This is a genomic window from Pseudomonas sp. R62, from assembly GCF_000257605.1.
In the GTDB taxonomy this organism is placed as follows: Bacteria; Pseudomonadota; Gammaproteobacteria; order Pseudomonadales; family Pseudomonadaceae; genus Aquipseudomonas; species Aquipseudomonas atacamensis.
Genome location: NZ_JH635999.1, coordinates 201,668 through 217,520, shown reverse-complemented (window position 1 = coordinate 217,520; position 15,853 = coordinate 201,668). Strand labels below are relative to the sequence as shown.

Genomic DNA, 15,853 nt, shown 5'->3' with positions numbered 1-15,853 from the left:
GGCACTGTCGGTGAGCAAGGGTTATCTGTTCGCCATCGCCGACGGCGTCAGCCAGTGCGCCGATGGCGGCCTCGCCGCGCGTTCGACCTTGCAGGCGCTGGCGCTGGACTACTACGCGACACCGGAAACCTGGAGCGTGGCCCAGGCGCTGGATCGCCTGCTGCTCGCGCAAAATCGCTGGCTGCAGGCCAACGGCGGCGGGCAACCGCTGCTGACCACGGTCAGCGCGCTGGTGATGCGCGGTCGGCGCTTCACCCTCGCCCACGTCGGCGATTGCCGGGTCTATCGCTGGCACGCCGAGCGCTTGCAGCGCATCAGCGAGGATCACGTCTGGGAGCAACCGGGCATGCAGCACGTGCTCAAGCGTGCGCTCGGGCTCGATCAGCATCTGGTCATGGATTTCCTCGACGGCGAACTGCGTGAGGGCGAAAGCTTCGTTTTGCTCAGCGACGGCGTCTGGTCGACCCTGGGCGATACCGCAATCGCCGCGATTCTGCGCGATCAAGTGGATCTGCCCAGCGCGGCGCAAACCTTGGTCAACGCCGCGCATATGGCCGGCAGTCAGGACAACGCCAGTGCCCTGCTGGTGCGCGTCGATACGCTGGGCGAAGCGAGCATCGGCGATGCGCTGGTGCAATTGCAGCAATGGCCACTGCCGCCAACGCTGAAACCCGGGCAAGCGTTTGAAGGCTGGCAGGTGCAAGGCATCATCGGCCAGAGCCAGCAATCATTGCTATATCGCGTGCTCGATAGCCAGGGCCAGCCTTGGCTGCTGAAGACCTTGCCGACGCGGCTGGCCGACGATCCGCAAGCCGGGCAGGCATTGCTGTCGGAGGAATGGTTTCTCAAGCGCGTGGCCGGCCGGCATTTTCCGCAAATCCATGCCTGCACTCAGCGTCAACATTTGTATTACGTCATGCGCGAATACGCCGGGACTACGTTGGCCGACGTGTTTCAACACAGCGGCCCGTTGCCTTTGGCGCAGTGGCAGGACATCGCCGAGCGGCTATTGCGCGCGGTCGGGCTGCTGCATCGACGGCAGATTCTGCACCGCGACATCAAACCGGAAAACCTGTTGCAGGGGGATGATGGCGAGCTGCGCCTGCTGGATTTCGGTCTGGCTTATTGTCCGGGACTGTCGGAGGACGCGCCGTCGACCCTGCCGGGAACGCCTAGTTTCATCGCCCCGGAAGCGTTTCGCGGCGAGTCGCCAAGTGCGCAGCAGGATTTGTATTCGGTGGGCGTCACCCTGTATTTCCTCCTCACCGGGCATTTTCCCTACGGCGAAATCGAAGCATTCCAGCGGCCCCGATTTGGCGTGCCGGTGAGTGCCAGTCGCTATCGCCCGGACTTGCCGGAATGGCTGGCGCAAAGCCTGGAACGCGGCGTCGCCGCCGATCCGCAGCAACGCTTTGAAACCGCTGAAGAGTGGCTGCTGGTGCTGGAACAGGGTGAGCGGCAAAGTTTGAGTGTGCGGCCCCGGCCTTTGTTGGAACGGGAGCCGTTGAAGGTCTGGCGGACCATGGCGCTTCTGGCATTGCTGGGGAATGTGGTGCTGCTGGTTTTGTTGTTTCATGGCTGAGATTGAGTTGCGCCATTCGCGAGCAGGCTCGCTCCCACAGGGGATTGGCGTCGTTCGCAGACACCTTGTGGGAGCGAGCCTGCTCGCGAAGGCATTCGGCTTCACACCGCATAACCCCAAGAATTAACGCGCCACGAACGAGCAACACGCCTCGATTCGGTGCAAAAAAATCTCCTGTCACAACCCCAATCCCCAATAAATCCGCGTCCCCCCGAGTTGGCACAACCACTGCATAACCCTTTTCACCATACATAAAGCCCAACCTTCAACGACGAAGGCTGCGCTTCCCGAGAGAACGGGACCAGGACAAAGGCGTCCTCGCTAGGCAACTAGCGGGACGCCTTTTTTTGTTTGCGCAAAATTTGTCGAGCAAGGCCCGACGGCCCACCAGAGGCCAGCCGCAGCTCCCGGAGAACCTGATGAAAAAACTCAAACTGGTGATGATCGGCAATGGCATGGCCGGGGTGCGTACCCTGGAAGAACTGCTCAAGCTGAGCGACGAGCTCTACGACATCACCGTCTTCGGCGCCGAACCGCACACCAACTACAACCGCATCCTGTTGTCGCCGGTGCTGGCCGGTGAGCAGACCTTCGAAGAGATCGTGCTCAACGACCTCGACTGGTATCTGGAAAACAACATCAAGTTGCTGCTCAACCGCAAAGTGGTGGAGATCGACCGGGTCAAACGCCGAGTGATCGCCGAGGACGGCACCGAAGCCGAGTACGATCGCCTGCTGATCGCCACCGGTTCGACCCCGTTCATCCTGCCAATCCCCGGCAACACTTTGCAGGGCGTGATCGGCTATCGCGACATCGCCGACACCCAGGCCATGATCGACACCGCCAGGACCCACAAGCACGCCGTGGTCATCGGTGGCGGCCTGCTCGGCCTCGAAGCGGCCAATGGCCTGATGCTGCGCGGCATGCACGTCACCGTGGTGCACCTCGGCGAATGGCTGCTCGAGCGGCAACTGGACAAGACCAGCGGCCAGCTTCTGCAATCGGCGCTGGAATCCCGTGGCCTGCATTTTCGCCTGTGCGAACAGACCCAAGCCTTGCACGATGCCGGCAATGGCCGGGTCGGCTCGGTGCAGTTCAAGAACGGCGACATCATTCCTGCCGATCTGGTGGTGATGGCCGCCGGCATCCGCCCCAACACCGAACTGGCAGAAAAGGCCGGCATTCCGTGCAATCGCGGGATTCTGGTCAACGACACCCTGCAAACCTACGACCCGCGCATCTACGCAATCGGCGAATGCGCCAGCCATCGCGGCATTGCCTACGGCCTCGTTGCGCCGCTGTTCGAACAAGCCAAGGTCTGCGCCAATCACCTCGCGCAACTGGGTTTCGCTCGCTATCAGGGCTCGGTGACTTCGACCAAATTGAAAGTCACCGGCATCGACCTCTTCTCCGCCGGCGATTTCATGGGCGGCGAAGGCACCGAGACCATCACCCTCTCCGACCCGATCGGCGGCGTGTACAAAAAACTGGTGATCAAGGATGACGTGCTGGTCGGCGCCTGTCTGTACGGCGATACAGCAGATGGCGGTTGGTATTTCCGGCAGATTCGTGAGAATCACGCCATCGGCGAGATCCGCGATCACCTCATGTTTGGCGAAAACGCTTTAGGCGACGTAGGACATCAGGGCCAGGACAAAGCCATGGTCATGGCCGACAGCGCCGAAGTCTGCGGCTGCAACGGTGTGTGCAAAGGCACCATCGTCAAGGCGATTCAGGAACACGGCCTGTTCAGCGTCGATGAAGTGAAGAAACACACCAAGGCTGCCAGCTCCTGCGGTTCGTGCGCCGGTCTGGTCGAGCAAATCCTCATCAATACCGTGGGTGGCGCGGCCGACGTCAAACCGAAAAGCGAAAAAGCCATCTGCGGTTGCAGCGACCTCAACCACGGGCAGATTCGTCAGGCGATCCGTCAGGAACACCTGCTGACCATCGCCGAGACCATGAGTTACCTGAACTGGCGCACGCCCAATGGCTGCGCGACCTGTCGCCCGGCGCTCAACTACTACCTGATTTCCACCTGGCCGGGCGAAGCCAAGGACGACCCGCAATCGCGTCTGATCAACGAACGCGCCCACGCCAACATCCAGAAGGACGGCACCTATTCGGTGGTGCCGCGCATGTGGGGCGGCGTGACCAATCCGTCGGAACTGCGGCGGATCGCCGATGTGGCCGACAAGTACAACGTGCCGATGGTCAAGGTCACCGGCGGTCAGCGCATCGACTTGCTGGGGATCAAGAAACAGGATCTGCCCGGCGTCTGGAAAGACCTCGACATGCCGTCCGGCCACGCCTACGGCAAATCCATCCGCACCGTGAAAACCTGCGTCGGCAGCGAGTTCTGCCGCTTCGGCACACAGAACTCGACGCAACTGGGCATCGAACTCGAGCACGACCTGTTCAACATGTGGTCGCCGCACAAAGTGAAGCTGGCAGTGTCCGGTTGCCCACGCAACTGCTCGGAAGCGGGCATCAAGGACGTAGGAATTATCGGCGTCGACTCCGGTTGGGAGATGTACATCGGTGGCAATGGCGGGATCAAGACCGAAGTCGCCGAGTTCTTCGTCAAGCTCAAGACTGCCGAGGAAGTCCGTGAATACAACGGCGCGTTCCTGCAGCTCTACCGCGAAGAAGCCTTCTACCTCGAGCGCACCGTGCATTACCTGCAACGGGTCGGCATGGAGCACATCAAGAAAAACGTGCTCGAAGACGCCGAGCGGCGCAAGGCCTTGAACGAGCGCCTGCAATTCTCCCTGTCGTTCGAACAGGACCCGTGGAAGGAGCGCCTGGCGCAGCCGCAACTGAAGAAAGAATTCGACGTGATCCCCGTGAAAAACCTGGAGGTGCCGGCATGAACTGGCTCGATATCTGTGCGCTGGAAGAGATCAACGCCCTCGGTTCGCGGATCATTGCCGGGCCGAAAGGAGACATCGCGATTTTTCGCACAAGCGACGACGAGGTTTTCGCCCTCGATGACCGCTGCCCGCACAAGGGCGGCCCGCTGTCGCAGGGCCTGATCTATGGCAAGCGCGTGGCCTGCCCGCTGCATAACTGGCAGATCGACCTGGAAACCGGCGAAGCTCAGGCGCCGGACATCGGCTGTGCCCATCACCATCCGGCGCGGGTCGAGAACGGCCGGGTGCAACTGGCCCTGCGGGACGCCATCTGATGAACCGCCAGACGACCGCCTCGACCTGCTGTTACTGCGGGGTCGGCTGCGGCGTACTGATCGAGCATGACGGCGAGCGCATCCTCGGCGTCAGCGGCGATCCGGCGCACCCGGCCAACTTCGGCAAACTGTGCAGCAAAGGCTCGACGCTGCACCTGACCGGCGACCTCGCCGCCCGCGCCTTGTACCCGGAACTGCGCCTGGGCAAAGGCCTTGCGCGCAGCCGTACTGACTGGGATACCGCCCTCGACCACGCGACCAACGTGTTTGCCGAAACCATCGCCGAACGCGGCCCGGACAGCGTGGCGTTCTACATCTCCGGGCAGTTGCTCACCGAGGACTACTACGCCTTCAACAAACTGGCGCGGGCGCTGGTGGGCACCAACAACATCGACAGTAATTCGCGGCTGTGCATGTCCTCGGCGGTGGTCGGCTACAAACGCAGCCTCGGCGCCGACGCGCCGCCGTGCAGTTACGAAGACCTGGAGCTGAGCGACTGCGTGATGATCGTCGGCAGTAACATGGCCTACGCCCATCCGGTACTTTTCCGTCGACTGGAGGAAGCCAAATCCCGTCGCCCGCAGATGAAAGTCATCGTTATCGACCCGCGTCGCACCGACACCTGCGATCTGGCCGACCTGCATCTGGCGATTCTTCCGGGCACCGATGTCGCCTTGTTCCATGGGATTTTGCATCTGCTGCTGTGGGAAGACTGGATCGATCGCGATTTCATCAAGGCGCACACCGAAGGCCTCGCCGAACTCAAGACGCTGGTCCGCGATTACACCCCGCAAATGGTTTCGCAACTGTGCGGCATCAGCATCGAGCAACTGCAGCAATGCGCAGAATGGGTCGGCACTGCGCCGAGCTTCCTGTCGCTGTGGTGCATGGGCCTGAATCAGTCCACCGCCGGCAGCGCAAAGAACAGCGCGCTGATCAATCTGCACCTGGCCACCGGACAAATTGGCCGCCCCGGTGCAGGACCTTTCTCACTTACCGGTCAGCCGAACGCCATGGGCGGGCGGGAAACCGGCAGTCTGTCGAATCTGCTGCCCGGTCACCGCGATGCCGCCAATTCGGCACATCGCGCCGAAGTGGCGGCGTACTGGGGTGTGGAGAGCTTGCCCGAGGCGCCGGGCCTGAGCGCCATCGAACTGTTCGAAAACCTGCGCAGCGGCAAAATCAAAGCGCTGTGGATTGCCTGTACCAATCCGGCGCAATCGATGCCTGATCAGAGCGCAGTCCGCGCAGCGCTTGAGGCCTGCCCGTTTGTGGTGTTGCAGGAAGCCTTTCGCACCACCGAAACTGCTGCGTTTGCCGACCTGCTGTTACCCGCCGCCAGTTGGGGCGAGAAGGAAGGTTCGGTGACCAACTCCGAGCGGCGCATTTCCCACGTGCGCAAAGCGGTTGTCGCACCAGGCGAAGCGCGACCGGACTGGGCCATCACGGTGGATTTCGCACAGCGTCTGGAGAAACGTCTGCGCCCCAAGCAGCCAAGTCTGTTCGCTTTCGATCAACCTTCGCAGTTGTTTGATGAATTCAAAGCGCTGACCCGTGGGCGAGACCTGGATCTGTCCGGGATCAGTCATGCCTTGATCGACGAGATCGGTCCGCAGCAATGGCCCTTCCCTGCCGGCGCCCGGCGAGGCACCACACGACTTTACGAAGACGGCGTCTTTCCTACGGCTAGCGGCCGCGCGCAGTTCATTGCCGATCCTTATCGCGCCGCCAAGGAACAACGCGACGCGCGCTTCCCGCTGACTTTGATCACCGGTCGCCTGCGTGACCAGTGGCACGGCATGAGCCGCACCGGCACCGCCGCGCAATTGTTCGGCCACGTCAGCGAAGCCGTGCTGAGCCTGCACCCTGACGAAATGCGCCGGCACCGCTTGCAGCCCGGTGATCTGGTCAATCTGAAAAGCCGCCGTGGCGCAGTGATTGTTGCGGTCGGCAGCGACGACAGCGTGCGTCCGGGCCAGGCGTTCCTGCCGATGCACTGGGGCGATCGCTATCTCAAGGGCGGCGTCAACACGCTGACCTTGCCGGCGTTTGATCCGCTGTCCAAACAACCGGAGCTCAAGCACAGCGGCGTGCGTCTGGAGGCAGTCAACCTGCCGTGGCAGCTGTTCGCCTTGATCGAGGGTGATGTCCAACGGCATTTCGAGACGCTACGACCGCTGTGCGAGGCGTTTTCCTACGTCAGCCTCAGCCTTGTCGGTCGTGAGCGGCCAGCGCTGCTGATACGCGCTGCACACGGCCAGGCGCCGGATCCACAGCTGCTGGGCGAGATCGACCAGTGCCTGTCACTGCTGGATGGCCCGGTTCTAGCCTATGACGATCCGCGTCGCGCCATTGGCAAGCGCGTGCGCATCGAAAACGGCCGTATCACCGCCATTCGCCTGGCCGGCGAAACCCTTGCGCAACACTGGTTGCAGAGCCTGTGGCTGGAGGGCCGCGCCGACCAACAACTGCGGCGCTGGCTGCTCGCGCCGATGAGCGCGCCGCCGGGTACTGTCGGCGCCATTGCGACCGACAAGACCTTGTGCAATTGCGAAAACGTCAGCCTCAACGCAGTCTGCGCCGGCATTCGCCAGGGCCTGGATCTGCAAGGCCTGAAAAACAATCTCCGATGCGGCACGCAATGCGGTTCCTGCGTGCCGGAAATCAAGCGTCTGCTGGCTGCCGAAGCGCAGCCGGTCGCGGTCATTTAACGAGGACAACACCATGAATGCGAAAGTCTGGCTGGTGGGCGCAGGCCCTGGCGATCCGGAGTTGCTGACGCTCAAAGCGGTGCGCGCATTGCGCGAGGCCGATGTGGTGATGATCGATGATCTGGTCAACGACGCGGTGCTGGAGCACTGCCCGGCTGCGCGGGTGATCCCGGTGGGCAAACGCGGCGGCTGCCGTTCGACGCCGCAGGCATTCATTCATCGCCTGATGCTGCGTTATGCCCGCCAGGGCAAATGCGTGGTGCGCCTGAAAGGGGGCGATCCGTGCATTTTCGGCCGCGGTGGCGAAGAAGCGCAGTGGTTGCGCGAGCGTGGCGTTGAAGTGGAACTGGTCAATGGCATCACCGCTGGGCTGGCCGGGGCGACCCAGTGCGATATTCCGCTGACGTTGCGCGGCGTGGCGCGCGGGGTGACGCTGGTCACTGCGCACACCCAGGATGACAGCCAGTTGAACTGGCAGGCGCTGGCGCAAGGCGGGACGACGCTGGTGGTTTACATGGGCGTGGCCAAGCTGGGCGAGATTCGTGATCAGTTGCTGGCCGGAGGGATGGCGGCGGATACGCCGGTGGCGATGATCGAAAACGCCTCGTTGGCGCATCAGCGTGAATGTCGCAGTGACCTGAGTGCGATGGCTGAGGATGCCTCGGCGTTTGAATTGAAAAGCCCGGCGACTCTGGTGATTGGTGCGGTGGCTGCTGTCGTGGAAGAGCAAAAGATCGCAGCCTTCGGCAGCTCCGGGACGGCGTACAACGTGCAGGCGCTTTAAGCGGCGAAGCCAAATCGCAGACAAAGAAAAGCCCGGCCTGAGCCGGGCTTTTCCATCAGCGGCAGCTAATTACTTAGCTTGAGCTTCAACCTGCGCTTCTACGCGACGGTTTACAGCGCGGCCAGCGTCAGTTTTGTTGTCAGCAACTGGGCGGGATTCGCCATAGCCAACAGACTGAACGCGGGACGATTCAACACCGTACTGGTTGGTCAGAACTTGCTTAACGGCGTTTGCACGACGCTCGGACAGTTTCTGGTTGTAAGCGTCAGGACCGACGGAGTCAGTGTGACCTTCAACAGTAGTGGTGGTGGATGGGTACTGCTTCATGAAGTCAGCCAGGTTCTTGATGTCGCCGTAGCTGTTTGGCTTGACTACCGACTTGTCGAAGTCGAATTTCACGTCCAGCTCAACACGAACAACTTCAGCAACTGCTGGGCAGCCATCAGCGTCAACGGTTACGTTGGCTGGGGTGTCCGGGCACTTGTCAACGTTGTCGCAAACGCCATCGTTGTCGCTGTCGGAGCAGACTTCAGCAGGTGCTGGAACTGGAGCAGCAGCTGGCTTGGAGCCGCCACCGAAGTTCACACCGATACCGACGCTAGGAGCCCACTCGGTGTCGCCCTGGTCGATGTTGTACTGAGCTTCAACGCCGGCACGGGCGTAGAAGTTCTCGGTGAAGTACAGCTTGGCACCGCCGCCAACGTTGGCGAAGGTGGAACGGTTACGACCGTTCGAACCGTTCTGGTCGATGCTCTGGTCAGAGAAACCGGCCGAAACGTATGGACGAATCATGTCGCCTGGGTTGTTGAAGTGGTACAGAGCGTCCAGAGCGGTGTTAGCGCCTTTGACGTTCTTGCCATCGTCGGCACGTACGTTGTGCACTTCGTCGTAGCCCAGACGCAGTTCAACGTCGTCGGTCAGGAAGTAACCGATCGAACCGCCGAACAGGTTGCCGTTGTTCTTGAAGTTACGAGCGCTGTCGAATTGTTCTTTCTTAGCGAAGCCTTCGATTTCAACTGCGCCTTGGCCTTGTGCCAGAGCGCCGAACGAAGTGGCGGCAATCAGAGAACCAATGGCCAAGCCCAAGGTGTTTTTCAGTTTCATCCGTTAAATCCCCATCTGGTGATTGTGAAGCAGTCCCGCAAACCGGGGGACAACTCGGCGGCAAGTCTATCAGAACTTGCCTACACGTAAGAGATATTTGCGCTGAACTAAGTTTCAGCAATGCCTGCAAATTTCTCACGCAATTTATCTAGAGCGCGTTTGTAACGCATTTTTGTCGCACTCAAACCCATGTGCATGATGTCTGCGATCTCCTGAAACTCCAGCTCTGCGACAAATCGTAGCACCAGAATTTCGCGGTCAATCGGATTCACATACACCAGCCAGCGATCAAGCCCACCCTTCTCCTCCGGCTTAGGCGCCTTTTCTTCAGACGCTTCTTCAAGAGGGTCCAGACTGAGAGCGTCCATCAAGCGACGCTTACGCCGTTCCTTCCGATACTGCGTGATGCATTCGTTGTAAGTGATGCTGTAAAGCCAGGTTTTGAACTTCGATTTCCCCTCGAAGTTCTTCAGGCCGTACAGCACCTTCAGCATCACTTCCTGACAGACATCGTCTGCGTCGCGATCGTTCCCAAGATATCTCGCGCAGACGTTAAATAATGTTCGCTGGTAACGCCGCATCAACTCTTCGTAGGCGCGCGTTACGTGAAACAGCTCGGTATGCGAGCGCGCGACCAACTCCTCATCAGAGAGCTCGCGGGGGTCGTAGCGCGTGGATAGCGGTTGGGCTTTATTCAAAACAAGTCGTGCCGACAGTCAGGTCAATGTCCGCCACAACCAGCCTCGGCTGGCATTTTGCGGCGGCATACATTAGCAGGGTTTGCCGGTTTAGCGGCTACTCACATGCTGTTCCAGCAGGATCCGATTGGAGAGAGAGACTAGCTCACCCTCATCGGTCAGCAATGTGGTTTTAACCGTGCCGATCTCTTCGATCTGGCCTTCGACCTCGCCAACACGCACTTGTTGCCCAACCTCGTACAGCTCACGCACATAGATTCCCGCAAGAATCTGACCGGCGATTTCCCGGCTTCCCAAACCCATGGCCAGCGCAACTGCCAGACCAACGGTAATCAATACGATAACAATCACATGGTTCAGCAGGTCGGTCTTGACCTCGAGCTGGCTGATCGCCACCGAGATGCTGATGATGATCACCAGCCCCTGCGCGATCCGCCCCAACCCCGAAGCGTAGTCCAGCCCTACGCCTTCTGCTGCGCCGCGCACCAACCCGTTGGCCAATTGCGCCAGCAGGACCCCGACCAGCAACACCAGCGCGGCGCCGAATACTTTCGGCAGATACAACGCCAGCATGTCCAGCGTAGCTGAAACTCGCTCGAGGCCAAGGGATTCTGCCGCAGAAACCAGAAAAATCAGCAGAACGAACCAGTAGACGATTTTACCGATCAGCGTCGAGATCGGCACCTGCAGCCCGGCACGCGACATCAGCTTGGTCAGCCCGGTGCCGCCCATCAGGCGATCGAGGCCCAGTTTGGCGAGCAATTTGGAGAGCAAGGTGTCGAGCAGCTTGGCCACGACGAAACCCAACAGCAGCACAACCAGTGCGCCGAACAGGTTCGGAATGAAGTTAGCGACTTTGGTCCACAACGCAGTCATTGCAGTGACGAGGCTCTGAGTCCAGAGATCAAGTTCCATATTCAATCAGCCTTATCAGCAGTGCGAGCAGTGGTTTTACGAAGACGGGAAACCGGCGAGACATGCGCCGAGCCATTGTTCAGGGCAATCATCAGCGCGGGCAGCCAGCGGCCCAGCAGGCTGAACAGATCACCGGCGCCGACCTGGCGGTTGGCGGTTTTGAGTACGCGGCCCAGGCACGCATCGTCGTCGCGGCTGGACGGCGAAGCGTTGAGCATGTCGCGCAAAGACTGTTCAAACGGATCGTGCATACGCACCTCTCGTGATGTCTGTGAAAGACGCGGGCAGATTTGCTCGGGTCACATGCGCCATGTTCACACCCAGCGCAATCGACGGAACAACCACCACTGGCCGAATGCCAAGGCGAGCACCGTCAGACAGGCGATCAGGAAGCCATACGGGCTTTCGGCGAAAGGAATACCGCCGACATTTATCCCGAGCAGACCGGTGATGAAACTCATCGGCAAAAATATGCAGGTAATGATGCCGAAGCGATACATGGTGCGGTTCATGTGCACGCTCAAACGCCGGTCTTCGGCCTCCAGCACAAGCCCTACGCGCTCTCGGGTCAATTCGAGCTCTTCCAGATAACGGGTGAGGCTGTTGTTCAATTCGTTCCAGTAGTCGGCGTCGTCTTCGACGAACCACGGCAGTTTTATCCGCGTCAGCTGTCCGAAAATATCCCGCTGTGGTGCAAGAAAACGCTTCAGCCCGGCCGCTCTGCGACGGATGTGCAAAATCGCCCCATGCTCGGGTGTATACCGTTCGTCGGCGTCGAGTTTTTCTTCCTCTTCATCGACCACTTCCGACAGGCACGTAACCAGATCCTGCACTTTATTGGTGAGGAACTGCGCCAGATACAGCATCAATTCAGAGGAAGTTTTCGGCCCTTTGCCCTCACCCAGCAGCGCCAGCAACTCATCCGTAGCGCGCAACGGACGCAAGCGCAGGGAAATCACTCGCTGAGCCGAGGCGAAAATCCGCACCGAAACCATGTCTTCCGGCTCGGCGCCCGGGTTGAGATTGACCCCGCGCAGAAACAGCAACAGCTCGGAGTCGGGCAATGGCAACAGACGCGGGCGGGTATTCTCTTCCAGCAACAGATCGCAGGTGAATTCATTGAGCCCGCTGGATTTGCGCAGCCAGGTCTGGGTCTGCGGATGGCTGCGATCCCAGTGCAGCCACAGGCTTTCATGGGCCTGCAGCTGCAAATCGTCGAGCTCAGTCCGGGCTATCGAACGCGCACCGCCCTTGCCGTCCAGTACCAGGGCATGTACCAGCCCCCATTGCGCGTTTTCTTCCTCGAACATCCGCATCCCTTGTCGAAAACCTTATTCAGGCATTTTCAGCGGGCTCGGCGAAACGATCACGCCGTTGTTGTCCGCATAAATGTACTGGCCCGGGTGGAACGTCACGCCGGCGAAAGTCACCGGGACGTTGAGGTCGCCAATGCCGCGCTTGTCGGTTTTCATCGGATGGCTGGCCAGCGCCTGCACGCCGAGATCGGTCTGGGCGATGACGTCGACGTCACGGATGCAACCGTAGATCACCAGCCCTTCCCAACCGTTCTGCGCGGCCTTGGCGGCGATCATGTCGCCCAGCAGGGCGCGGCGCAGCGAACCGCCACCATCAACCACCAGCACTTTGCCTTTGCCGTTGAGTTCGGCCTGCTCCTTGACCAGCGAATTGTCTTCGAAGCATTTGATGGTCACGATTTCGCCGCCGAAGGAATCCCGGCCGCCGAAATTGCTGAACATCGGTTCCAGCACCTGCACCAGCTCCGGGTAGGCGTCGCACAGGTCAGGCGTAAGGTAATGTTCCATCGAAAAACTCCTGTAACAAGGAAGACGATCAAGGATGCCGCATTCTGATGAGACGAGTTCCGGCGGTCGCTGTTTACCTTAGTCCATGCCATGGTCGCTGAGCGAACCTGAACCGCGGCTGAAACGTTATCGCTAAACAGTCACGAAATATGACCGGAACCGCACAATGCGTCATATCTTAGCCGCAAGCCAGGCTGAACGGAACGCCTCTCACACTGCAGCGGCCAGATCCGCCGTCTGCGCCAGCAACGGCGTCTGCTGATCCTTCAACCAGCGCGCCACCAGCGGCCACACCTCAGCCTGCGCCGCTTTGCTCACCAACATTTCGACATGACCGAAATTATCCGAGAAGCCCTGCTCGCGGCCCAGGTTGATGAACTGCTTGTGCTCGGAGCCGATCTGCTCGAACAGCTTGCGGCAGGCCCACGCCGGATCCTGATGATCGCCCGCCGCCGTCACCGCCAGCACCGGCACCTGCACCTCGGCAAGTCCGGCCCACCAGTCCTTGTCCTTATCGCCGAAGCGGCCGAACAAGCCGTACCAGCGCATGCTTTCGATGGCCAGGCCGATCGGCTCGTCTTCCGGGCCGCGTTTGAGGCGTGAGCCGGACAACTGCGCGAAACGCTTGAGAATAAAGCGCCCGCCCCACTCCACCGGTGGGATTTTCAACGGCCAGTAGGTGCGGCTGACCTGGGTGCCGAAAAACGCCGCCGAGGCCACGGCCGGTTCGCCGAGATATTCGCCACCGAGCGCCGCCGCCAGGGTGATGCCGCCCAGCGAATGGCCGATCCAGTGCGGGATCTGTCCGCTCTGCTCACGCACGAAAGCGGCAATCGCCGGCAGATCGTAGCGGGCGTAGTCGGCCACACGATTGCGCCGATAGTCTTCGTTGCGCTGAGACAGGCCGTGACCGCGCATTTCCGGGATCCACACGTCGAAGCCCAGCCGCGTCAGATACGCGCCGAGCCCGAGGCCTTTGGGGGAAAACCAGAAGCGCCGATTGGAAAAGCTGCCGTGCAACAGAATCACCGGCACGCCGCGTGGCGCCGTGTCATCGGCCATGCCCAGGCGGGTGACGGCGATCTCCACGGACCAGTCCGGGCTGTTGCCGGGTTTCAATCGATAGACGTCTTCGCTCAGATCGCCGCGCCGCTCGGCGCTGATCAGCGCGACAGGAAACAGGTTGCTGCTGCTTTGCATAATGCTCTTGCACAAAAAAGGGCGGCATCCGATGGAGCCCGCCCTACTTCAATCTCAAGGCCCGCTCCCACATGGGGCGCGGGCCAATTACATACTGATCAAGCCTGACCTTCGGCGAGGAAGAACCAGGTTTCCAGCACGGTGTCCGGGTTCAGCGACACGCTTTCGATGCCCTGTTCCATCAGCCACTTGGCCAGATCCGGGTGGTCCGAAGGACCCTGACCGCAGATGCCGATGTACTTGCCGGCCTTGTTGCAGGCCTGAATGGCGTTGGCCAACAGCTTCTTCACCGCCGGATTCCGCTCGTCGAACAGGTGCGCGATGATCCCCGAATCGCGGTCCAGACCCAAAGTCAGTTGGGTCAGGTCGTTGGAGCCGATCGAGAAACCGTCGAAGAATTCGAGGAATTCCTCGGCCAGAATCGCGTTGGATGGCAGTTCGCACATCATGATCACGCGCAGACCGTTCTCGCCGCGCTTCAAGCCGTTCTCGGCGAGCAGATCGACCACCTGGCTGGCTTCGCCGAGAGTGCGGACGAACGGCACCATGATTTCCACGTTGGTCAGGCCCATCTCGTTGCGCACGCGTTTCAGCGCGCGGCATTCGAGTTCGAAGCAATCGCGGAACGATTCGCTGATGTAACGCGAAGCACCACGGAAGCCCAGCATCGGGTTCTCTTCTTCCGGCTCGTAGAGCTTGCCGCCGATCAGGTTGGCGTATTCGTTGGACTTGAAGTCCGACAGACGCACGATGACTTTTTTCGGCGTGAACGCTGCAGCCAGGGTGCTGATGCCTTCCACCAGTTTGTCGACGTAGAAGTCGACCGGGTCGCTGTAACCGGCAATACGCTTGTCGACGCTGTCCTTGATTTCCTGCGGCAGGCCGTCGTAGTTCAACAGCGCTTTCGGGTGCACGCCGATCATGCGGTTGATGATGAATTCCAGACGCGCCAGACCGACGCCGGCGTTCGGCAATTGGGCGAAGTCGAAGGCGCGATCCGGATTGCCGACGTTCATCATGATCTTGAACGGCAGCTCCGGCATGGCGTCGACGGAGTTCTTCTTGATGTCGAAGCCCAGTTCGCCTTCGAAGATGTAGCCGGTGTCGCCTTCGGCGCAGGACACGGTCACGCCCTGGCCATCCTTCAGCAGCTGGGTGGCGTTGCCGCAACCTACCACCGCCGGAATGCCCAGCTCACGAGCGATGATCGCCGCGTGGCAGGTACGCCCGCCACGGTTGGTGACGATGGCGCTGGCGCGCTTCATCACTGGTTCCCAGTCCGGGTCGGTCATGTCGGATACCAGAACGTCGCCCGGCTGGACCTTGTCCATTTCCGAGACGTCTTTGATGATGCGTACTTTGCCGGCGCCGATGCGCTGGCCGATCGCCCGACCTTCCACCAGCACGGTGCCGGTTTCCTTGAGCAGGTAACGTTCCATCACGTTGGCCTGGGTGCGGCTTTTCACGGTTTCCGGACGCGCCTGCACGATGTACAGCTTGCCGTCGTCACCGTCCTTGGCCCACTCGATGTCCATCGGGCAGCCGTAGTGCTTCTCGATGATCATCGCCTGCTTGGCCAGCTCGCTGACTTCGGCGTCGGTCAGGCAGAAACGCGCGCGTTCGGCCTTGTCGACATCGACAGTCTTGACCGAACGACCGGCCTTGGCCTCGTCGCCGTAGATCATCTTGATGGCTTTGCTGCCCAGGTTGCGACGCAGGATCGCCGGACGACCGGCCTCCAGCGTGCCTTTGTGTACGTAGAACTCATCCGGGTTGACCGCGCCTTGCACGACGGTTTCGCCCAGGCCATAAGCGCCGGTGATGAACACCACGTCACGGAAACCCGATT

At 60.6% G+C, this 15,853-nt stretch carries 13 protein-coding genes; 5 read left to right on the top strand and 8 right to left on the bottom strand.

All coding sequences use genetic code 11. The annotated features are described in order from the left end of the window. The 5 genes from OQK_RS19380 to cobA all read left to right on the top strand — a co-directional run. Positions 1-1,582, top strand: a 1,582-nt coding sequence (locus OQK_RS19380) for a protein kinase domain-containing protein (protein ID WP_038861414.1), incomplete at its 5' end; no start/stop codon positions are given. A 419-nt stretch (positions 1,583-2,001) separates the two neighbouring features. Next, positions 2,002-4,455 carry a nitrite reductase large subunit NirB gene (gene nirB / locus OQK_RS19375; protein WP_016773837.1) on the top strand — a complete coding sequence of 818 codons (2,454 nt, stop codon included), beginning with the start codon at positions 2,002-2,004 and terminating at the stop codon, positions 4,453-4,455. Further along, positions 4,452-4,769 carry a nitrite reductase small subunit NirD gene (gene nirD, locus OQK_RS19370; protein ID WP_016773836.1) on the top strand — a complete coding sequence of 106 codons (318 nt, stop codon included), beginning with the start codon at positions 4,452-4,454 and terminating at the stop codon, positions 4,767-4,769. Before nirB ends, nirD begins: the two co-directional genes overlap by 4 nt. Then, positions 4,769-7,480, top strand: coding sequence for a nitrate reductase (locus OQK_RS19365; RefSeq protein WP_016773835.1), 2,712 nt, complete (start codon positions 4,769-4,771; stop codon positions 7,478-7,480). Before nirD ends, OQK_RS19365 begins: the two co-directional genes overlap by 1 nt. Positions 7,481-7,493: 13 nt before the next feature. Then, entirely contained in the window at positions 7,494-8,264 is a 771-nt protein-coding gene (cobA, locus tag OQK_RS19360; RefSeq protein ID WP_016773834.1) for a uroporphyrinogen-III C-methyltransferase, read from the top strand. Between the two features lie 69 nt (positions 8,265-8,333). On the opposite strand, the gene OQK_RS19355 is transcribed toward cobA, so the two are convergent. The 8 genes from OQK_RS19355 to ppsA all read right to left on the bottom strand — a co-directional run. Beyond that, positions 8,334-9,368, bottom strand: a complete 1,035-nt coding sequence (locus OQK_RS19355; RefSeq protein ID WP_016773833.1) for an OmpA family protein — start codon at positions 9,366-9,368, stop codon at positions 8,334-8,336. 107 nt (positions 9,369-9,475) lie between these two features. Then, entirely contained in the window at positions 9,476-10,066 is a 591-nt protein-coding gene (sigX, locus tag OQK_RS19350; protein WP_016773832.1) for an RNA polymerase sigma factor SigX, read from the bottom strand. A 90-nt stretch (positions 10,067-10,156) separates the two neighbouring features. Next, on the bottom strand, positions 10,157-10,981 hold the full coding sequence (locus OQK_RS19345; protein ID WP_016773831.1) for a mechanosensitive ion channel family protein: 825 nt from the start codon (positions 10,979-10,981) through the stop codon (positions 10,157-10,159). 2 nt (positions 10,982-10,983) lie between these two features. Continuing rightward, positions 10,984-11,232 (bottom strand): hypothetical protein, encoded by a 249-nt coding sequence (locus OQK_RS19340; RefSeq protein ID WP_003223293.1) that lies wholly within the window; start codon positions 11,230-11,232, stop codon positions 10,984-10,986. Between the two features lie 63 nt (positions 11,233-11,295). Next, positions 11,296-12,291: a zinc transporter ZntB gene (locus OQK_RS19335; RefSeq protein ID WP_016773830.1), complete on the bottom strand. Its 996-nt coding sequence runs from the start codon at positions 12,289-12,291 to the stop codon at positions 11,296-11,298. A 21-nt stretch (positions 12,292-12,312) separates the two neighbouring features. Then, positions 12,313-12,804, bottom strand: a complete 492-nt coding sequence (rraA, locus tag OQK_RS19330) for a ribonuclease E activity regulator RraA (RefSeq protein WP_016773829.1) — start codon at positions 12,802-12,804, stop codon at positions 12,313-12,315. 210 nt (positions 12,805-13,014) lie between these two features. Beyond that, positions 13,015-14,004: an alpha/beta fold hydrolase gene (locus OQK_RS19325; protein WP_016773828.1), complete on the bottom strand. Its 990-nt coding sequence runs from the start codon at positions 14,002-14,004 to the stop codon at positions 13,015-13,017. 98 nt (positions 14,005-14,102) lie between these two features. Next, the coding region (gene ppsA / locus OQK_RS19320) for a phosphoenolpyruvate synthase (RefSeq protein WP_038861412.1) at positions 14,103-15,853 on the bottom strand (1,751 nt) is incomplete at its 5' end.

Bases quoted from the DNA above. Each gene is read 5' to 3' on its own strand.
- nirB (WP_016773837.1), top strand. From the start codon at position 2,002: ATGAAAAAACTCAAACTGGTGATGATCGGCAATGGCATGGCCGGGGTG.
- nirD (WP_016773836.1), top strand. From the start codon at position 4,452: ATGAACTGGCTCGATATCTGTGCGCTGGAAGAGATCAACGCCCTCGGT.
- OQK_RS19365 (WP_016773835.1), top strand. From the start codon at position 4,769: ATGAACCGCCAGACGACCGCCTCGACCTGCTGTTACTGCGGGGTCGGC.
- cobA (WP_016773834.1), top strand. From the start codon at position 7,494: ATGAATGCGAAAGTCTGGCTGGTGGGCGCAGGCCCTGGCGATCCGGAG.
- OQK_RS19355 (WP_016773833.1), bottom strand. From the start codon at position 9,368: ATGAAACTGAAAAACACCTTGGGCTTGGCCATTGGTTCTCTGATTGCC.
- OQK_RS19345 (WP_016773831.1), bottom strand. From the start codon at position 10,981: ATGGAACTTGATCTCTGGACTCAGAGCCTCGTCACTGCAATGACTGCG.
- OQK_RS19340 (WP_003223293.1), bottom strand. From the start codon at position 11,232: ATGCACGATCCGTTTGAACAGTCTTTGCGCGACATGCTCAACGCTTCG.
- OQK_RS19335 (WP_016773830.1), bottom strand. From the start codon at position 12,291: ATGTTCGAGGAAGAAAACGCGCAATGGGGGCTGGTACATGCCCTGGTA.
- rraA (WP_016773829.1), bottom strand. From the start codon at position 12,804: ATGGAACATTACCTTACGCCTGACCTGTGCGACGCCTACCCGGAGCTG.
- OQK_RS19325 (WP_016773828.1), bottom strand. From the start codon at position 14,004: ATGCAAAGCAGCAGCAACCTGTTTCCTGTCGCGCTGATCAGCGCCGAG.